Genomic DNA, 17,715 nt, shown 5'->3' with positions numbered 1-17,715 from the left:
GAACCGTCAGGACGCCTCGGCGGCGGCGGCGGCGAGCTTCCGGCCGCCCTGCATCTGCGCCACCGTGACGGACTGGTTCCGGCCGTTGCGCTTCGAGTGGTAGAGGCACTGGTCGGCGAGGTCGATGAGCTGCTGCTTCTCCATCCCGTTGTCCGGGAAGGTGGCGATGCCCAGCGACATGGTGATCTTCAGCGGGCCCATCTCGGTCTGGAAGATCTCCGCCTTCACGGCCTCGCGGATGCGCTCGGAGATGGTGTACGCGCCCTTCGCGTCCGTCTCCGGCATGACGATGACGAACTCCTCGCCGCCGTAGCGGGCGACCACATCCGTGTCGCGCGCCAGCGACTTGATGATGCGCGCCACGCCCTTGAGCACCTGGTCTCCCGTGGGGTGGCCGTAGGTGTCGTTGACGCTCTTGAAGTGGTCCACGTCGGTGAGGATGACCGAGCACTTGCGCTGGTAGCGCCGCGCCTGCGCGAGAATCTCGTCCGCCTTCGTCTGGAAGGTGCGGTGGTTGAACAGGCCGGTGAGGCCGTCCGTGGTGGCCATCCGCTCCATCTGCTCGTAGAGCTGCGCGCGAAGCACGGCCTGCGCGGCCTGGATGGCGATGACCTCGATCATCCGCAGCACGTCCTGCTCGAAGGCCGCCTTCTTGCGCGAGCCCGCCACCAGGGTGCCGAGGATGCGGTCTCCCGCCACCAGCGGGAAGATCTTCAGCGCGCCCAGGCCGCGGATCTGCGTCTCGTCGTCGAAGATGATCTGCCGGTCCATCGCCTTGATGTCCCGGCCCGGCAGGGGCGCCCCGTAGCGCACCACGTTGGCCACCAGGCCGTTGTTGTCGACGAAGGTCTGCCCCTCCAGCGCCTTGCCCTGCGCCGTCACGCCCGACATCCGCACCACGCGGTGCATCCGCTTGCCGTCCACCTCGGACACCAGCGTCACCGCGCAGAAGTCCAGGCCCGCCAGGTGCCGGGTGCTCTCCAGCACCGCCACGAACACCTGGTCCGGGCTGCCCGCGCGGTTGAGCTCCTCAATCGCGCGGAAGAACCGGTCCTTCTCGTCGCGCGTCTTGCGGATGTAGCTCATCACCCGCTCCACCTCGATGGAGCGCAGCACCTCGCCGGCGATGATGGACAGCAGCTTCTCGTCCTGGTCGCTGAACGGCTCGTTCGCCATCCGGTCCGCGACCAGCACGCCGCGCACCAGGCCGCTGCCCTCGATGATGGGAACGGCGAGCAGCGCCTGCACGGACGGGCCGCCGCTCTCGTAGTGCGTCACGCCCTTGAGCCCCTGGGGCGAGTTCATCCGCACCGGCGCCCGGCGCTTCAGCACGCCGCCGATGATGCCCTCGCCCGCGTTGAAGCGCTCGCGCTGCACGCGCTCGGAGCCCGAGCGGCAGTCGTACAGCTTCAGGCTCCGGTCGTCGGACGTCAGCAGGAACGCGGCACAGGTGTGGGTGCGCAGGCCCGTCTCGGCAATCTCCAGCGCCGCCTGCACGGCGCCCTCGATCTCCTTCACCGAGGCCACCAGCCACTTCTCGTCGCTGCTCATCCCGCTGAAGCTGTCCTGCGTGCCGCTGGACACCAGGCGGAAGGTGCGCGCGCGCTCCTCCACCTCGCGGATGCGCTTCTGCACCGCGTCGCTCTCCGCCCGGCGGGCCGCGGCCATGCGCGTGGCCAGCACCAGGTGGTACAGGCCGGAGAACAGCGCCAGGAAGGCCGCGTGCGTGGCGAAGCCGGACACGTTGGGCACGGGCCCGACGAGCGTCACCAGCGCATCGAACACCAGCGCCACGCCCAGCAGCGTGAGGCCGGAGTTGCGCTGCATGAAGGCGACCAGGAACGCCATCAGGAGGTAGACGATGGGGAACAGCTCCCCGCCGCCGATGGCCACCACCACGAAGGCCGCGGCGATGAGCCCGCCGCCCAGCTCCAGGTCGTCCCGCAGGTCGATGACGGCGCCCACCGAGCCGCGCATGGCGCGGCGCCACGCGGCCACGGCGATGCCCACCAGCAGGAAGCCCACCAGGGCCGCTTCAATCCACTCCAGCGTGTGGAGCCCGCGGAAGCCTCCTCGCGCCAGGTGGATGAACGTGGCCAGGGCGGCGGCGGCGGGAATGGCCCGCACCGCGTGACGCAGCAACCTTCCGGGAGACGGAAACGAGGTCAGCGACGTCATTGGGACTCCAGGTGGAAGACGATCTCGCCCGGCTTCACGTAGCCGAGCTCCTCACGCACCGCGCGCTCGAGCGCGGCCGGGTCCTTGCGCAGCGCCTCGATCTCCAGGCGCAGGGCCTCGTTCTGCGCGGCCAGGACGCGGTTGCGCTCCGTCACCGCGTCCACGTCCTGGCGCAGCGAGAGGTAGCGACGAAAACCCTTCCCGTCCGCGACGGAGAAAAGGCTCAGCGCCATCGCCACTCCCACCGCCACCACCAGGAACTTTCGCCTCGCCATCATGAACGCCGCGAAGGTACCAGCGACCCCCTGCCCCGCAAGAAAACCGCTCCAGGCATGTAGCACCCGGTGCTCCGGGGCCGGACACACGCGTGAAGGGCCTTCAGTCCTCCGCCAGCAGCTTCTCGATGGCCTTCGCCACGTCCCCGTGGCCTTCCACGCCCTGCCACCCGGCCACGGCGCGGCCACGGCGGTCCAGGAGGATGGTGGTGGGCAGCGCGCGGATGGGGCCGAAGGCGGTCTGCCCCTGGTGCATCAGGTCATCCGCCACCAGCACCGGGTAGCGCAGCGCATAGTGGTCGGCGAAGGGCTGGAGCACCTTCGCGCCCTCCAGGTCCATGCCCACCGAGACGACCTGGAACCCTCGCGCGCCGTAGTCGCGCTGCAGCGCCTCCAGCGTGGGCATCTCCGCGATGCAGGGGAAGCACCACGTCGCGAAGAACGAGACGAGCACCACCTTGCCGGGCAGCGCCCGCGGGTCATGCCGGGTGGGCCCCACCGAGGGCAGGGACAGCGCCCGGAGGAAGGCGGGCCCGGCGTCCACCGGCCTCGTGCCGCGGCAGCCGGACAACCCCGCCACCAGCACGGCCGCGCACACCCAGGCTCGGGCCGTGGACTTCATGCCGCCGTGGTCGGAGCCGTCCCCGCGGCGCGCTGGCAGTCCTTGCACAGGCCGTACAGCTCCATCTTGTGCGACGTCACCGCGAAGCCGTGCTTGCGAGCCACCGCCTCCTGCATCGCCTCGATGCGGTCGTTCTCGAACTCGACGATGGTGCCGCAGCGCGTGCAGATGAGGTGGTCGTGGTGCTCACGGCCCGCCGCCGCCTCGTAGCGCGTCTGCCCGTCACCGAAGTTGCGCGCGTGGGCCAGGCCGCACTCGTTGAGCAGCTTCATGGTCCGGTACACCGTGGCCACCGACACCTTGGTGTCCTGCTCGCGCACCTTGTTCCACAGCTCCTCCACCGACAGGTGGCCGCCCACCGAGAAGAAGGTGTCGATGATGAGGCTGCGCTGGCGCGTGCTCTTCAGCCCGTGCTGGGCCATGTAGCGCGCGAGCACCTCGTCCTTCGACTCGTCGGTCTCGTGGCGATGGCTATGGGTCATGTGAGATCCTTGAGACGCCTCGCGGGTCCGCGGCTGCATCGAAATCCCTCGGGATGGGGCCGGGAGCGCCCGGCCGTCCGTTCCTGTTGTAACCGGTCCGCCAGGCCACCGCGACCTGCGTACGCCCCCCACCGGATACTGCCCCCCACTGAAGAAAGCCTCAGGAACAACTGTTCGTCTCCAGACGCGGGGGTCCTGATACTCCTGGAAGCCCTGACCCGCAACGCCCGACATCCGGCATCAGGGAGCGCCGGCCCTCACGCCCGTCCGCTCCCTCGGCTTGCACCCGCCGCTGGCTGTTTAGATTGGATCCGGACTGGCTCATTGACACCTGTCTGGTGCCGAAGATAGAGGCATCCGCCCTCGTAAACGAGCATTTTTCCGTTACTTTCCATGACCAGCCCCTGGCAGAGAAGACGACAGCCCGACGACGTCCCCACCCCTGTGGCGGTTGCCGTCTCGGATTTCTGCCGGCGCGCGAAGTCGCCGGCCCCCGCTCCGGAGGTCCGCGAGGCGCTTGCCCTGCTGGCCGAGGACGATGACTTCCGCGTCCGCACCCTGACGGACGCCGAGCCGGAGGCGGCCCCCCTGGGCCCCTTCGCCGTGGTGGACATCCTCAACGGTACCGCCGCCTCCCTGGCCGCCCAGCGACAGGCCTGCGGCTTCTATGACGTCGCCCGTGAGCTGGCGCACGTGAGGGAGGAGAAGACCCCGCCCCCCGCGGCCCCGGCCCCCGACGTCCCCACCTTCGCCCTCACCCCGCAGGCCGCCACGTTCGTGGACGGCGGCGACGGCAAGCCGGCGAAGAAGGGCGGCAAGGCCGCGAAGGAGGCCGCCGTCCAGGAGCGCATCGCCCCGAAGAAGCGCGCCACGACCGACGCGGACGCGGATGAGGGGACCGAAGCCCTGCCCCCTGAGGGCGCGGACGAGCCGACCTTCACCCGCCGCGACCTGCCCCGCCCCCGCGGCCGCTTCACCCGCGTGGAGGCGCCCCGCTCGCCCTTCCTGGAGCTGACGCGCCTGTCCGGCAAGGAGGTGCTGGAGGGCGCCCTGGAGGCCGCGGAGCACCGCTTCGCCCTGCTCAAGCACCTGTCGCAGCGCTTCAACGGCCCTCGCGGCGAGCTCACCCTCGTCGACGTGGAGGGCGTGCTGAAGGAGCACGGCCTGCTGGACGCGCTGGTGGAGAAGGAGCGCCGCCAGGTGCTGGGGAGCTACTCCGACCAGCGCGGGGCCTCCGGCCGCGTGGCCTGGTCCCTGGGGCTGAGCCCGCCGGAGCTGCAGCGGCTGGTGTCGGTGCTGGGCCTCACCGAGGAGGTGGAGGCCGTGCGCGAGCGCTTCCGCCGCGAGGCCCTGTCCACCCAGCACCTGACGCACCGGCTGGACCTGCTCGGCCGCGAGAAGTACCTCGCCGACCTGGGCATCCAGCGGAAGTTCACCGATGCCCTCCGCAAGGAGGTGGAGCGCCTGGTGGCCGACGAGCTGCCCGAGGCCACCGAGCTGCACGGGCTCGCCGACGCCCTGGGACGCAAGCACGGCGCGCCCACCGAGCTGGTCTTCCGCGCCTTCGAGCGACTCGGCCTGGCGGACGGGCTGCGCAAGCGACTCCTCGCCAGCGCCTCTTCTTCAACACCCTGACAAGGCACCGAGAACCATGCCCATCTACGAGTACTCCTGCCAGAGCTGTGGAAAGATCATCGACGTCCTCCAGAAGATCTCCGACCCCGCCCCCGCCGTGTGCAGCGCGTGCGGCGCGGAGAACTCCCTGTCCAAGGTCGTCAGCCGCTCCAGCTTCGTCCTGAAGGGCGGAGGCTGGTACTCCGACCTGTACAGCTCCACCAAGAAGGACGGCGGCTCGTCCTCGAGCGACTCCTCGTCCTCGAGCAGCTCCTCGTCGTCGAGCAGTACCTCGTCGAGCAGCACGGCCAGCGCGCCCAGCACTCCCGCGCCGGCCGCCGCGGCCTCCGGCGACAAGAAGTAGGACCGTCTCGCAAGCGGCGGAAAATTCGCCCGGGGCTTGAGGCCGGGACACACTCGTGTCCCGTGCCCTTCCCTCCTTCCAAGCGTCCTCCCCGCCACTGCGCGCTGTGCGGTCACCCGGAGCTGACGGACGCGCGCGGACTCGGCCGGTTCCTGCTCGTCGCGGACCCCCTTGGCCGGGGCCCCGTGTGCCCCTCCCAGCGCGGGTGCCGGGGCGGCAAGCGCGCCGAGCCCCCGCAGTCGTCGCTGACGCAGGCCTCCCGCTGAGCTAAGCAGGCCCCCTCCCGAACCGCGTGGAGGTGTGCCATGCCGCCCGTTGCGCTCCGACTCCCTTCCCTCTCCGTCTTCCTGCTGGCCGCGCTCAGCGCCGGCTGCGCCTCGTACACCCGGATGCCTCCGGAGGCCCGGACCTCGCTGAACCAGGCCTTCACCGGCCCCGAGGCGGAGCAGTACCTGCGCATCTCCAGCCACGTCACCCCCTTCTTCGGTGACGCCTCCAAGCGCCTGCTCACGCCGTACGCCCCCGAGGACGTGCGCCTCCTGGACGACACCAAGGGCAAGCCCATCAACCCCGGCGCCGTGGAGCGCATCCTCCCCGCCGGGACGAAGCTGCGAATCCTCCGGGTGGAGTTCCCCACCTCGTGGGTGGTGACCGAGCGCGTCCTCTACACTCCGCGCACCTGGCCCTGGGTGTACCTCGCCGAGGAAGGCGCGCCCCAGGGCAGCCCGCCCCTGATGCTGGTGCTGCCGCCCAACCTGGAGCGCGCGGAGGACTTCCGCTCGGAGCTGGAGAAGTACCTCGCGCCCCGGGACGTGAAGGCGCAGTTGGAGGCGCTGCCCGCCGCCGTGCGCGACGCCGTCCTCGAGAAGCGTCTGGTGGCGAACATGCCCGCGGACGCGGTGCGCATGGCCTGGGGCCCGCCGGAGACGGTGCGCCGCTCGCTGGAGGGCACGGCCAAGAACGAGGAGTGGACGTACCCGGGCGGCCGCCGCAAGGCCTTCCTCTCCGACGGCCGGCTCGTCCGCGCGGAAGAGGCCGGCAAGCCGCTGCTGCAGTAGCGACTACCGGCGGCGGCGCTTGCCCCCACCCCGGCCGCCGCCGCCACCCCCGCCGCCCGACTTGCGCGCGGCCTGGGCCTCGCCCGGCCGGGTGAGGCGCGGCAGCTCTCCGGCCATCACCGGCCAGAACTCGCCCTTGAGCAGCTCCTGCACCAGCTCCACCTGCGTCTTCACCTCGCGCTTGAAGAAGGTGGCGCCCCGGCCCACCTCGTCCAGCGAGCCGCGCGCGTCGCTGCCACCGGTGCACGGCAGCTTGAGCGCCTCGGCGGCCTCCACGGCCAGGTCGTTGGCGGTCTGCTTCACCCGGGCGTTGTAGCCCTCCACCGCGCTCAGGATGTTGAGCGAGCGGATGAAGTCCATGGCCGGGTTCTGCGAGTCCCTGTCATACGGCCGCGCCGCGACGATGGCCGCCCCCAGGGACTTCACCTTGGGCAGGCACTCGGCCGCGCTCCACGGCTTCTCCCGGTTGCTGCCCCACAGCTGCACCGGCTCCGGGGCCAGCTCCGGCTTCGGGAAGAAGCACAGGTACTGGCCGCGGTCCGTAATCAGCTCCAGCCCGACGAAGACCTTCAGCTTCGCCTGCGCACCCAGGTCGAACAGCTCGTCACAGCCGTCCTGGGTGTTCGTCTCGGTGAAGGCCACCCCGTCCAGGCCGAACATCGCGGCCCGCTCCAGCACGGCGCGAGGGTTCAGCTCGCAGCCCTTGGAGAGGTAGGAATGGGCGTGCAGGTCGATGAGCATGGGCGCCGTCCCTAACAGGCCACCCCAGGGCCTGTCGAGCGAGCAGCGCCCGCTCCACGGCTCAGGCGAACGCGTAGGACTGGAAGGTCCCCTGCTTGGCCTGCGTGTTCTTCTCCTCGTAGGTGCGGATGAGGTACCCCATCAGCATCAGCGAGGACGTGTTCTCCAGCACCCGCGACGGGTCCTTGGAGATGAGATTCGCGCTGTAGTTCAGGAAGAACTGGGCCAGCTCCTCGCCCGCTTCCTTGACGATCAGCGCGTTCAGCGCGGTGGGCTCCATCGTCCGGATCGTATTGATGAAGTCTACCGCGAGGTCCTTCTTCGTCTTCATATCCACGGGCCTGTCCCCTTCCCCAACGCCGCCTCGACTCGCGACCCCTCTGCCCCGAGCCCCCAACCACCAGGTGCGACTTGGGCAATCTAGGCACGCCCCCCGGCCTGCAAACCCCCGCAGCCGGGCGATCAACACCCAGGCTGCGGGGAAGCCGGGTTTTTGACACCTCTGGAAACCCCGTGCGATAACCCCCTATTGTTCTTAGTCAGCACCGCACAAGGAGTGGCAGGCGATGTTCACGGGCGTGAAGGTCTTCTCCGCCACCAAGGCGAAGGAGCGCGAGGAGCTGGGTGAGAACGTCACCCGTTGGCTGAAGAGCAACTCGGATCTGGAGATTGTCGACCGCGTCGTATGTCAGTCGTCGGACAACGAGTTCCACTGCTACACCCTCGTGCTCTTCTACAAGCACGGGAAGCCGCAGCAGCCGCAGCAGACCTGATTCGGAGGCTCCCGGCGGAAGGGGCGGCCTCCCCCTCCCTCCGAGCAGCCTCCTCCGACAGCCCTACTCCTGCTTCGGCAGGTACAGGGAGCTGCTGCGCGGCGGCACCACCAGCACCGTCTCGGCGCCGGCGAGCTGCATCGTGCGGCCGCTGAAGAGGTCCGCGTAGGTCGCGTCGCTGCCCGCCAGGCTGCCCTGCAGCTCCAGGACCACGGTCCGCGGCAGGTTGCTCCGATTGATGGCCACCACCGCGCCCTTCCCGTCCGGCAGGTCGCGCTGGAAGACGTACAGCTCCCGCTCCACGCGCAGGGTGCGCCGGGCCCCCGTCTGCAGCACCGGGTGGGCGAGCCGCGCCTGGCCCAGCGCCTTGACCAGCTGAAGCAGATCCTGCTCCAGCGGCGTCACCGTGGAGCCGAAGCGCATCATCCGCCGGTTGTCCGGGTCGCCCGCGCCCGGCATTCCAATCTCGTCGCCGTAGTAGACGAGCGGCACGCCCGGCTGGGTGAGCAGGAAGGTGAAGGCGAACTTCGCCTTCTCGAAGGCGGCCGGGTCCGTCACGGTGGCGGGCGGGCGGGCGTTGCTGAAGGGGTCGCCGCCTTCGCCCTCGAGCTGCTTCGCCGCCTGGGACATGAAGCGCGCCACGTCATGGTTGCCCAGGAAGGGCGAGTTGAGGGTGCCGGGCGCGTAGTAGACCTCGTTCTCCCGGACGGCCACGTCCACGCGCTCCAGGCTCTGCCCGTCCGCGAAGGCCTCGCGCAGCGGCCAGTACAGGGGGAAGTCGAACTGGCCGTTCAGCTCCCGCTCGCTGATGTAGCGGGCAATCTGGTTGCGGCCGTCGGCGCCGACGAACGTCTCGCCCACCAGGTAGAACTCGGTGCCCGTCATGGCGGTGATTTCCTGCAGCCGCCCGCGCAGGGTGCGGCCCGCCACCTGGTCCATGTGCTTCACGGCGTCCATGCGGAAGCCGTCGAAGTCCGCCGCCTCCAGCCACCACAGCGTGTCGTCGATGAACCGGTCCACCATGTCCGACGAGCGCCAGTTGAAGTCCGGCAGGTAGTTGGTGAACCGGCACGTCAGGCGCTTCTCCTCCCAGTCACAGTCCTGGGTGCCGCACACGCAGCTGCCGGAGGTGTTGAACCAGCCGTCGGCCTGGTGCTGGACCCAGTACGGGTGCTCCTGGTGGACGTGGTTGAGCACCAGGTCGGCGATGACGCGGATGCCCCGCTTGTGCGCGGCGGTGGTGAGCGCGCGCAGCTCCTCCAGCGAGCCGAAGCGGTGCTGGGTGGTGCGCGGCTGGGACGGCCAGTAGCCGTGGTAGCCGGAGTAGTACTTGCCTCCGGTGCCGATGAACCGGCCCTCGGGGTTCTGGTCCACGGGGGAGATCCACAGCGTGCGCACGCCGAGCGCGTCGAAGTAGCCCTCTTCGAGCTTCTCGGTGATGCCCGCGAAGTCTCCGCCCTGGTAGTTGGCGATGGGGTCCACGTCCGGCGTGGGCCTGTCATTGTCCGCGCGGGCGTTGCGGAAGCGGTCCGTGAAGGCGAAGTACATCAGCCCGGACTCCCAGCGGAACTTCTCCGGCTCCACCCAGAAGGGCAGGTACAGCGGCGCGGCCTCGCGGCCCGCGGAGTCCTTCGCCATCACCTTCACATGGTGCTTGCCCACGCCCAGGCCCTGCACGCCGAGGGAGAAGCGGCCGGTGGACGCGTCATACGCGTCCGGCTGCACCTCGCCGTCCAGCGTCAGCACCATCTCCTCGCGGGCCGGGCCCACCTCGTCCGTGCCGTCGTGGTAGGCGACCTGCACCTCCAGCGAGCCGTCCGGCGTCACGGAGAAGCGGCCCAGCTCCAGCACCGGCTGGCGGCAGTCCGGCACGCTCAGCCGCGAGTACTCGTCCGCGCGCACCCACCGCGTGTACGGGTTCTGGGGGTCCAGCAGCGTCTGGTCGCCCACGACGAAGCGGTAGCCGTAGTCGCGCGACTCCAGCCCCTCCAGGCGCGCCGTGTACACGCCGTCACCCCGGTCCTGCATCTTCAGCGGGCTGGACGAGAACCCGTCCCACTCGCCGCTGACGGACACGGTCCCCTGCCGCAGGGACTGCTGCGGGGCGTAGGTCAGCGTCACCTCGCATTTCCGGACGGGGATGGAGTCTTCGGAGTCACCACAGGCGGCGGCGGCCAACAGCGCCGGCAGCGTCAGGGCGCGGGGGAAGCGGAAGGGCGTCATGCGGCCACCTTTCTACGGGAGGCCCGCTCGCTTTTCCAAGCCCCCGGGCCAGAACGACTTGACTCGGTGCGTCGAAGGTCGGATTCCGCCCGTTCCGCCCTGCCTGGCTACTGCTTTTCGTAGCTCTCCATGAAGCTGAGGACCTGGCTGGCCTGGGGGTGGGTTGCCGGGGCCAGCTCCAGGAAGCGCCGGTAGTGCTTCACGCTCTCCTCCTGCTGGCCGACGCGGGCCGCCGCGGAGCCCAGCAGCAGGTGGCAATCGGCGTTCTTCGGGGCCTGGCTCACGCACTCCTGCGCCCGCTGCCGGGCCGCATGGTACTTCTTCGCCTTCAGCAGGGCCCGCACGTTGGCGATGACGGCGCTCGCCGTGTCGCCCTTCGCGGTGGGTTCAGCCGGGGGCGCTTCCTCGTCGTCCAGCGCCTGCGCGGAGCTCCGGGGCGCGGCCTGGCGGACCACCACGGGGCCCCACTCGGACAGCGGCCGTGACTTCTCGACGCGGACCCGCACCGCGCCCTCGTTGTCGGACGGCTCATCGTCGACGAAGCCGCAGGCCACCCCGCGCATCCCCTTGATGCGCACCTCGTCGCCCTGGGACAGCAGGAAGCGCCAGGCGCGCTCCGGGGCCTGCTCCTCGGGCCGCTCGTGCTGCATGCAGGCCACCGTGAGCGCCGGGCCCTGCTCGCGCCCCCGGGTGAAGGCGCCCTCGCCCACCGGCTCCAGCGTCAGGAGATACGTGTCCTGGGGCAGCAGGCCCGACAGGACGAAGGCCCGCTCCACCGAGGCCGTCATCCACTCCGGATGGACGACGATGTCCTTGGCCTTGCCCGTGCGCGAGCTCGTGGCCGTCACCTGGCGCTCGGGCAGATTGCCCTCGGTGAGGGGCGGCCCCACGGTGAAGAGCATCACCCCCGAGGCGCCGCGGAGCACCTCCAGCCGGCGGGACACGGTGCCGACCGCGGAGGCGGCGGCCACGTCCTTGCCCGTGAGGAGATAGAAGAGCGTGGGCTGGGCACTGCCACGGTCGGCGGCGGCGACCACGGTGGTCTCCTCCAGGCGCCAGTCCCCCTCCGCGTCCAGGGATGCCAGAGCGGCGCTCCCCGAGGAGACCCGGATGACGTGCTGGCGGGCCTCCAGCTGGAAGGAGTCCACGGGCCAGGTGGCCCCGACCGGAGCCGCGGGCTGCGTGGAGGGCTTCGGAGCGGCGGAGGCCTGCGTCGGCGCGGGCCGGGGGACGTGCAGGAAGGTCGGTGGCGGTCCGGAGGGCCGCGGCTCTTCCGGCGCCATCCAGTCGCTCTTGAGCCGGGTGAACGTCACGTACAGCAGGCCCAGGATGGCCAGCACGGCCACGCCGGCCACCGCCGTGGACATGCCGATGCCGTCCTGCAGCAGCCCGCCCTCCGCCTCGGGGGGCCCCTCCCCGTCCGGCGCGGCCGCGTCCTCCTCGAGCTCCGGCGTCTCTCCCGGGTCGCTCTTGTCGGTCCTCGCCGTCCGCCGCTCGCTGGACAGCTGGCGGAGCTCCACGTCCGTCGACTTCGGCATGGGCGGGGCGGTGCGCCAGACGGACAGCTCCTCCACGAAGGAGGCCGGCACGCGGGTGTCGCGCCCCTCCTCGGCCATGTCCGGGCGGAACAGCTCGCGCATCAGGTACGCCACGGACATGTCGGAGAAGCGCGGCGCGGACGTGTAGAGGAACCCGGCGAGCGCATCGCCCAGGGCGTGGGCGGACTCGAAGCGGTCCTCCTTCTTCAGCGCGAGCGCCTTCTGGAGGATGGCATCCAGGGCCTGGGGCACGTCCGGATTCACGCTGCGGGCCCGCGGCATCGGCTCGCCGCGCGTCAGCCGGTGCATCACCACGTGCGCCTGGCCCTCCAGCGGCAGCCGCCCGCAGACCATGTTGAAGAGCACCACGCCGGTGGCCCAGACGTCGGTGCGCGCATCCACCTGCTCCCCGCGGGCCTGCTCCGGCGAGAAGTAGAGGTACTTGCCCTTCACCACGCCGGGCGCGGTGTCGAAGCCGCGCAGCAAGCGGGCCTTGGCGATGCCGAAGTCGACGATCTTGACCTGGCCCTCGTAGCTGATGAGGACGTTGTCGGGAGAGATGTCGCGGTGGACGATGCCCAGCGGCGCACCGGCGTCGTCGGTGCGCGTGTGCGCGTAGTGCAGGCCCTTGCACATGGCCAGCGCGATGAAGCTGGACACGGGCGCGGGCAGGCAGGTGAAGCCGGAGCGCAGGGCGCGCTTGATGATGCGGTGGAGCGGCTGGCCGTCCACGAACTCCATGGCCAGGAAGTAGTCGCCGTCCACCTCGCCGAAGTCGAAGACCTGGGCGATGGAGCCATGGGACAGCGTGGCGGAGATGCGCGCCTCGCTGATGAACATGTTGAGGAACGCCTCGTCGTTGGCGTACTCCGGCAGCACCTTCTTGATGAGCACGGGCTTGGTGACGCCGGCGGCGCCCATCAGCCGGGCGCGCCACGTCTCCGCCATTCCTCCGCGGCCGATACGGGCCTGGAGCTCGTAACGTCCGAACTGCATGCGCGGCTCGTTTGCCATTGCGGGCGTACCGTACTGCCCCGGTGGGGTGGCTGCCGAGCCCCCTTCCGCCCTCGGACCCCGTGCTATGTTGCCCGCCGTGGCGCGCCTGGGAGATGACGACGGGGACGAGCAGGTCCGTACCGATGCCATTCCGGCCATCCGTGCCGCGCGGGTGCGCATGCGGCTGGTCGTGCTGTCGGGCACGGATGCCGGTAAGGGGTATCCACTATTGCCCGGGCGCTATCGCATCGGCTCGGAGGCCGGCTCGGACATCGTGCTGCCGGATCGCGCGGTGTCCCGGCAGCACCTCATCCTGGAGGTGAAGGATGACAGCGTGAGGGCGGTGGACCCGGGCTCGCGCAATGGCTCGTACTGCGAGGGCATGCGCTTCTCCGAGCTGGAGGTCCGGCCCGGCGCGGTGCTCACGCTGGGCACCACGGAGCTGAAGCTGGTGCCGGAGCACGAGAAGTCGCGCGCCATGCCGCTGTCCACGCGCGACACCTTCGGCGGGCTGGTGGGCACCAGCCGCCGCATGCGCGAGGTCTTCACGCTGCTGGAGCGGCTGGCGTCGGGCGAGTCGGACGTCCTCATCCAGGGCGAGACGGGCACGGGCAAGGAGCTGTGCGCGGAGGCCATCCACGCCGAGAGCCCGCGGGGCCGGGGCCCCTTCGTCATCGTCGACCTGGCGGGCATTCCCCCCGCGCTGCTGGAGAGCGAGCTGTTCGGCCACGTGAAGGGCGCCTTCACCGGCGCCAACGCGGACCGCGCGGGCGCCTTCGAGCGTGCGCATGGAGGCACCCTCTTCCTGGACGAGGTGGGGGAGCTTCCCCTGGAAGTGCAGCCGCGCCTGCTGCGGGCGCTGGAGCGGCGGCAGGTGAAGCGGGTGGGCGCCAACGACTACCGCACCGTCGACGTACGGGTGGTGGCGGCGACGCACCAGGACCTGGAGGGCGCGGTGAAGGCGGGCCGGTTCCGGGGAGACCTGTTCCACCGGCTCGCGGTGCTGCGGGTGATGCTGCCCTCGCTGCGCGAGCACCCGGAGGACATCCCCCTGCTCATCGACACCGTGCTCAGGCGCATGGGCCGGCCGCCCAGCGCGCTGTCGGACCAGACGCGCGCCCTGCTGGCCCAGTACCCGTGGCCCGGCAACGTGCGCGAGCTGCGCAACGTGGTGGACCGCGTGGTGAGCCTGGGCGAGGAGGCGCTGCCGGACATCCCGGACGTGCCCCGCCGCTCGAAGGACCTCGTCGAGGACGACGACCCCGAGAGCACGATGCCCATGGCGCTGGACCTCCCCTTCAAGGAGGCCAAGGAGCGGCTCATCGAGGGCTTCGAGCGGGACTACCTGCGCACCCTGCTGGACCGCTGCGGGGGCAACGTGTCCCGCGCCTCGCGCGAGGCCGGCATCGACCGCGTCTACCTGCGCAAGCTGCTGCGCAAGCACGGCCTGGACATGTCGCCTCCCTGAGCACGCGGCGGCCGGCACGGGGACGCGTCTTCCAGTCCGCATTCCCGTGCGACTCCGGGGATGCTGGGCCTTCGCGGGGTGGATGACCGCGTCCGCAGGAGGATGACGCCGGCTCGCACGCCGGGGCTGTGAACCTTGTGAGCCCCTCCCCCGTGCACAGCCTTCGGGAGCCGCCATGCTCCCCTCCTCTCGTCGCCCTCCGCTCACGGCCCTGTCCCTGCTCGCCGTGCTCCTGTCCCTCGGCTGCGGAGCTCGCGCCGTGGACGAGGTTCCTCCGGGCCCGGCCCCGCGAATCTGGACGCTGCGACACCTGAGGGACCAGGTGACCTCGGGGCGCGCGCTCCCGGCCGGCCCTGGCGCCTTCGCCGCCACCGCGTGGGTCACCGCGCGAGGACAGCCGCTGCCGCAGTGGTCGCCGCCCTACCACCGCCAGGCGCGGCACCAGGCGCCTGACCGGGACGGCTTCAACATCCTCCCCGCCTTCAGCGAGGGGCGGCCGGCGGCCTTCGCCGTCCTCGAGGTCTGGGAGCACGTCCCGGAGGTCTGGGTGCAGCCCTGGTACGTGCTCGTCACCCGCTACGACGCCGCGCAACCGGATGCGCACCGGCTGGAAGGCGCGCTGCCGGTGGTGGACATCGGCGAGGACAGCGTCTTCTACAGCCCCTTCTGGGAGCTCACCTACGTCGTCGTCCCCGAGGGCACGCCGCCGGACCGCTACACGCGTGCGGTGGACCTCTACTCCGCGGGGCTGCCCATGTACCGGGGCGGAGGGCTGCTCGCGCCGCTCGGCCCGCTGGACGTACCGCCCGCGGTGGCCGAGGGCGGCGGCGCCCCGCTGCGGCCCCTCTCCGGCGAAGAGGTGGGCACTCCCGCGACGGGCGAGGTGTGGCTGCGCGGCCGGCGCGTGACGTACCTGGACTTCGGCACGCGGGCCTTCACCTGGAGCACGAAGGCGGAGCGCTACGGCGTGGTGGATGAGGCGGCCCTCTACGTGTTCGCGCTCCCGGACGCGAGCGGACGTCCGGTGTCGCTGGGGCTTCCGGCGGTGCTCGGCACGGGCCCGCGTGGCTCGGTCCGCCGCGCGCGGGTGTCCGACTCCGGAGCTCCACGCTTCGGCGGGCTGACGCGTCCGCACCTCGCGCTCCTGCCCCCCGGCGCGGGCCCGTTCGTCCCGTCCGAGCTGGCGCTGCTCAAGGCGTCCCTGCGCGAGCGCGGCGTCACGGTGGTGGACGCGCACCCGACGGTGGAGCACCTGGCCGAGGCGAAGGACTACGTGCTGCGCGTGGCGCTGAATCCGGAGTGCTTCAAGGACCTGGTCGGCTTCCCCCAGGTATGCCGGTGGATGGACTCACAGGCGGCGGTGGAGGCGAACCTGGAGCCGTCCGCACTGCTGCCCCAGGACGTGCTCTTCACCTCTCCCATGCTCCAGTTCGACGGACGCAAGCTGGGGCCTTGAGCGGGCCGCGCTGTCCGCTGGTCGTCAGTGGCGAGGGGCCCCGCGTGGATTCGCGCGCCCGCGCTCTGGTACCCGTTGGCACCACACGTCGGATCCCCCGCCGAGAACGTGTCCGTGCCCACTCCCCTTCCCTTGCGTCCTCCGCCGCAGCGGCTTCCCGCGTTCGTCGTGGAGGGAGTGTGCCTCCTCGCGCTGCTGCTGGCCTGCGTGAAGCTGGGGCGCGGCGTGGAGGGCGTGCTCGACCTGGGCCTCTGGGATGAGGCGGACTACCTCCACCGCGCGTTCCTGCTGCCGGAACGCGGACTGCCGTCAGCCGAGTGGGGTCCGCTCTACTCGCTCTGGTACTTCGCGCTCTCGTGGGTGTGGCCGGATCCGGTGGACCTCTACTACGGCAACACCCGGCTGCTGCTCCTGCTCACCACGGTGGCGAGCCATGCCCTGCTGCGCAGCGTGGGCGCGCGGCCGTGGCATGCGCTGGCGGTCGCCTCCGTCTATCTGCTCTCCATGGCGCCGCACGTCCTGCCGCGCCCCACCCTGCTCGCGCTGCTCGTCATCCTCGTCGCGCTCAGCCTCGCGGCGCGGGCCCGCTCGGCGGAAGCCGCGGGGGCGGGCATCGGACTGGGGCTGCTCGTCGCGTCGTTCGCGCGCCCCGAATACTTCCTGGCCTTCCTGCTGGTGTCCGCGCTGCTGGGTGTCCTGCTCGCGCGCACCGCGTGGAAGGCGCGTGCGCGGAGGCGCGAGGTCGCGCGCACGGGGGCGGCCTATGCGCTCGGCGCGCTGGCCCTCCTGGCCCTGCTGGGCAACCCGTTCGCCGACACGACCCACCGGCGCTTCTACGCGTTCTGCCAGCACTTCGCGGACAACCACGTCCGGAGCACCGGCCTGGCGGTGAACCCGTGGGACCAGTGCGAGCAGGTCATCCGCCCGGTGTTCGGCGACGTGTCCTCGGTGGGCGCCGCGGCCCGTGCGAACCCGGGCGCGTTCCTCTCTCACCTGAGGCTCAACCTGGAGCGCTATCCCAGGGCCTCGCTGAAGCTGTTCACCGCGGGCTACGGCGGCGTGTCACCGCTGCCGGGACGCGGCCCCCTGAAGCGGGAGCACCTGGGCCACCTGCTGCTGCTCGCCGTGGCGGTGGGGCTCCCGCTGGGAGTGCTCGCCTGGAACGCGAGGCAATGGGCGACGGCCCTGCGACGGCCTCGGGTGCTCGGGCTCGTGGCGGCGGCGCTCGTGGTGCAGCTGCCGGCGCTGCTGTCCGTGGTGCTCATCCAGCCGCGTGAGCACTACCTCGTGATCCAGGGCGTCCTGGTGCTGGCCGTCCTGGCCGCGCTGGCCTCCGCCGTGGAGTCGGGTGTCGAGACGCCGCCGGCCCCGAGCCCTCCGGAGGGAGTCCTCGAGGGCCCTGGGGGTCTGATGCTTTCCGCGGTCATGGCGGGAGTGCTGGTGCTGTCGGTACCGGACCTGATGAAGCGCCAGGGCACGTCTTCCGCCTCCGCGCCGGCGGGCCGTGCGCTGCTGCACCGGGTCCAGGCCATCCGGTCGCTCGGACAGGGAGCACGCGTCGCTCCGGGAGAAAGCGTCGCCGTGCTGGACTCGCGGGGAGGCCTGGCCGTGTACCTGGGTGTGCCGTACCGTCGCGTCCCCACGTGGACGAAGCGCGCGGACGAGTCCCTGTCCACGTACCTGCGCCGCGAGCGCATCGAGGTCGTCTTCCTGAACGGCACCCTGCGTGAAGACCCTGGCTTCGCGAAGGACCCGGAGCTGGAGTCGTTCCTCTCGGAGCCCGGCGCGTTCGGCTACGCCACGAGGCGCATCCCCGGCACGGACGAGCTGCTCGCCGTCCCCGAGGCCTGGGCAGTCGAGAAGCGCCCGGCCCTCTCCCGACCTCCGCCCTCCGTGAGGGGCGGCGCTCCTCCGCCCGGGACCTGAA

15 protein-coding genes are annotated in these 17,715 nt (G+C 71.1%); 7 read left to right on the top strand and 8 right to left on the bottom strand.

From position 1 onward, the window contains the following. Positions 1-6: 6 nt before the first annotated feature. From LXT23_RS33035 to LXT23_RS33020, 4 genes are all read right to left on the bottom strand, one after another. Positions 7-2,178, bottom strand: coding sequence for a sensor domain-containing diguanylate cyclase (locus LXT23_RS33035; RefSeq protein WP_253984365.1), 2,172 nt, complete (start codon positions 2,176-2,178; stop codon positions 7-9). Continuing rightward, a complete protein-coding gene (locus LXT23_RS33030) occupies positions 2,175-2,456 on the bottom strand; it encodes an FtsB family cell division protein (RefSeq protein ID WP_253984364.1) in 282 nt (93 codons plus the stop codon). The genes LXT23_RS33035 and LXT23_RS33030 overlap by 4 nt, the downstream gene beginning before the upstream one ends. Positions 2,457-2,556: 100 nt before the next feature. Then, a complete protein-coding gene (locus LXT23_RS33025) occupies positions 2,557-3,075 on the bottom strand; it encodes a TlpA family protein disulfide reductase (protein WP_253984363.1) in 519 nt (172 codons plus the stop codon). Then, a complete protein-coding gene (locus tag LXT23_RS33020; protein ID WP_253984362.1) occupies positions 3,072-3,557 on the bottom strand; it encodes a Fur family transcriptional regulator in 486 nt (161 codons plus the stop codon). The genes LXT23_RS33025 and LXT23_RS33020 overlap by 4 nt, the downstream gene beginning before the upstream one ends. A 444-nt stretch (positions 3,558-4,001) precedes the next feature. Here LXT23_RS33020 and LXT23_RS33015 point away from each other — a divergent pair, with 444 nt between their 5' ends. The 3 genes from LXT23_RS33015 (at position 4,002) to LXT23_RS33005 (ending at position 6,593) form a co-directional block, all read left to right on the top strand. Further along, positions 4,002-5,192, top strand: a complete 1,191-nt coding sequence (locus LXT23_RS33015) for a hypothetical protein (protein ID WP_253984361.1) — start codon at positions 4,002-4,004, stop codon at positions 5,190-5,192. A 16-nt stretch (positions 5,193-5,208) separates the two neighbouring features. After that, complete coding sequence (locus LXT23_RS33010; RefSeq protein ID WP_253984360.1) at positions 5,209-5,535, top strand: FmdB family zinc ribbon protein; 327 nt, start codon at positions 5,209-5,211, stop codon at positions 5,533-5,535. Between the two features lie 305 nt (positions 5,536-5,840). After that, on the top strand, positions 5,841-6,593 hold the full coding sequence (locus tag LXT23_RS33005; protein ID WP_253984359.1) for a hypothetical protein: 753 nt from the start codon (positions 5,841-5,843) through the stop codon (positions 6,591-6,593). A 3-nt stretch (positions 6,594-6,596) separates the two neighbouring features. Here the strand turns inward: LXT23_RS33005 and LXT23_RS33000 are convergent, their stop codons facing one another. Continuing rightward, a complete protein-coding gene (locus tag LXT23_RS33000) occupies positions 6,597-7,334 on the bottom strand; it encodes a PHP domain-containing protein (protein ID WP_253984358.1) in 738 nt (245 codons plus the stop codon). A 61-nt stretch (positions 7,335-7,395) separates the two neighbouring features. Beyond that, positions 7,396-7,671 (bottom strand): hypothetical protein, encoded by a 276-nt coding sequence (locus LXT23_RS32995; protein WP_163996431.1) that lies wholly within the window; start codon positions 7,669-7,671, stop codon positions 7,396-7,398. A 229-nt stretch (positions 7,672-7,900) separates the two neighbouring features. On the opposite strand from LXT23_RS32995, the gene LXT23_RS32990 reads away from it, so the two are divergent. Further along, complete coding sequence (locus tag LXT23_RS32990) at positions 7,901-8,107, top strand: hypothetical protein (RefSeq protein WP_253984357.1); 207 nt, start codon at positions 7,901-7,903, stop codon at positions 8,105-8,107. Positions 8,108-8,170: 63 nt separating this feature from the next. On the opposite strand, the gene LXT23_RS32985 is transcribed toward LXT23_RS32990, so the two are convergent. Both LXT23_RS32985 and LXT23_RS50455 read right to left on the bottom strand, forming a co-directional pair. Then, positions 8,171-10,330, bottom strand: coding sequence for an alpha-amylase family glycosyl hydrolase (locus LXT23_RS32985; RefSeq protein ID WP_253984356.1), 2,160 nt, complete (start codon positions 10,328-10,330; stop codon positions 8,171-8,173). Positions 10,331-10,437: 107 nt separating this feature from the next. Next, a complete protein-coding gene (locus LXT23_RS50455) occupies positions 10,438-12,864 on the bottom strand; it encodes a serine/threonine-protein kinase (RefSeq protein ID WP_323379113.1) in 2,427 nt (808 codons plus the stop codon). A gap of 97 nt (positions 12,865-12,961) precedes the next feature. On the opposite strand from LXT23_RS50455, the gene LXT23_RS32975 reads away from it, so the two are divergent. The 3 genes from LXT23_RS32975 to LXT23_RS32965 all read left to right on the top strand — a co-directional run bounded on the left by LXT23_RS32975 (position 12,962) and on the right by LXT23_RS32965 (position 17,714). Continuing rightward, positions 12,962-14,332 carry a sigma 54-interacting transcriptional regulator gene (locus LXT23_RS32975; RefSeq protein ID WP_253984355.1) on the top strand — a complete coding sequence of 457 codons (1,371 nt, stop codon included), beginning with the start codon at positions 12,962-12,964 and terminating at the stop codon, positions 14,330-14,332. A gap of 175 nt (positions 14,333-14,507) precedes the next feature. Beyond that, positions 14,508-15,788, top strand: a complete 1,281-nt coding sequence (locus LXT23_RS32970) for a hypothetical protein (RefSeq protein WP_253984354.1) — start codon at positions 14,508-14,510, stop codon at positions 15,786-15,788. A 114-nt stretch (positions 15,789-15,902) separates the two neighbouring features. Further along, complete coding sequence (locus LXT23_RS32965) at positions 15,903-17,714, top strand: hypothetical protein (RefSeq protein WP_253984353.1); 1,812 nt, start codon at positions 15,903-15,905, stop codon at positions 17,712-17,714. The last annotated feature ends 1 nt before the right edge of the window (position 17,715 follow it).

The organism is Pyxidicoccus xibeiensis (genome assembly GCF_024198175.1).
GTDB classification, from domain to species: Bacteria; Myxococcota; Myxococcia; order Myxococcales; family Myxococcaceae; genus Myxococcus; species Myxococcus xibeiensis.
This window is presented reverse-complemented; position numbering and strand designations above follow the sequence as displayed.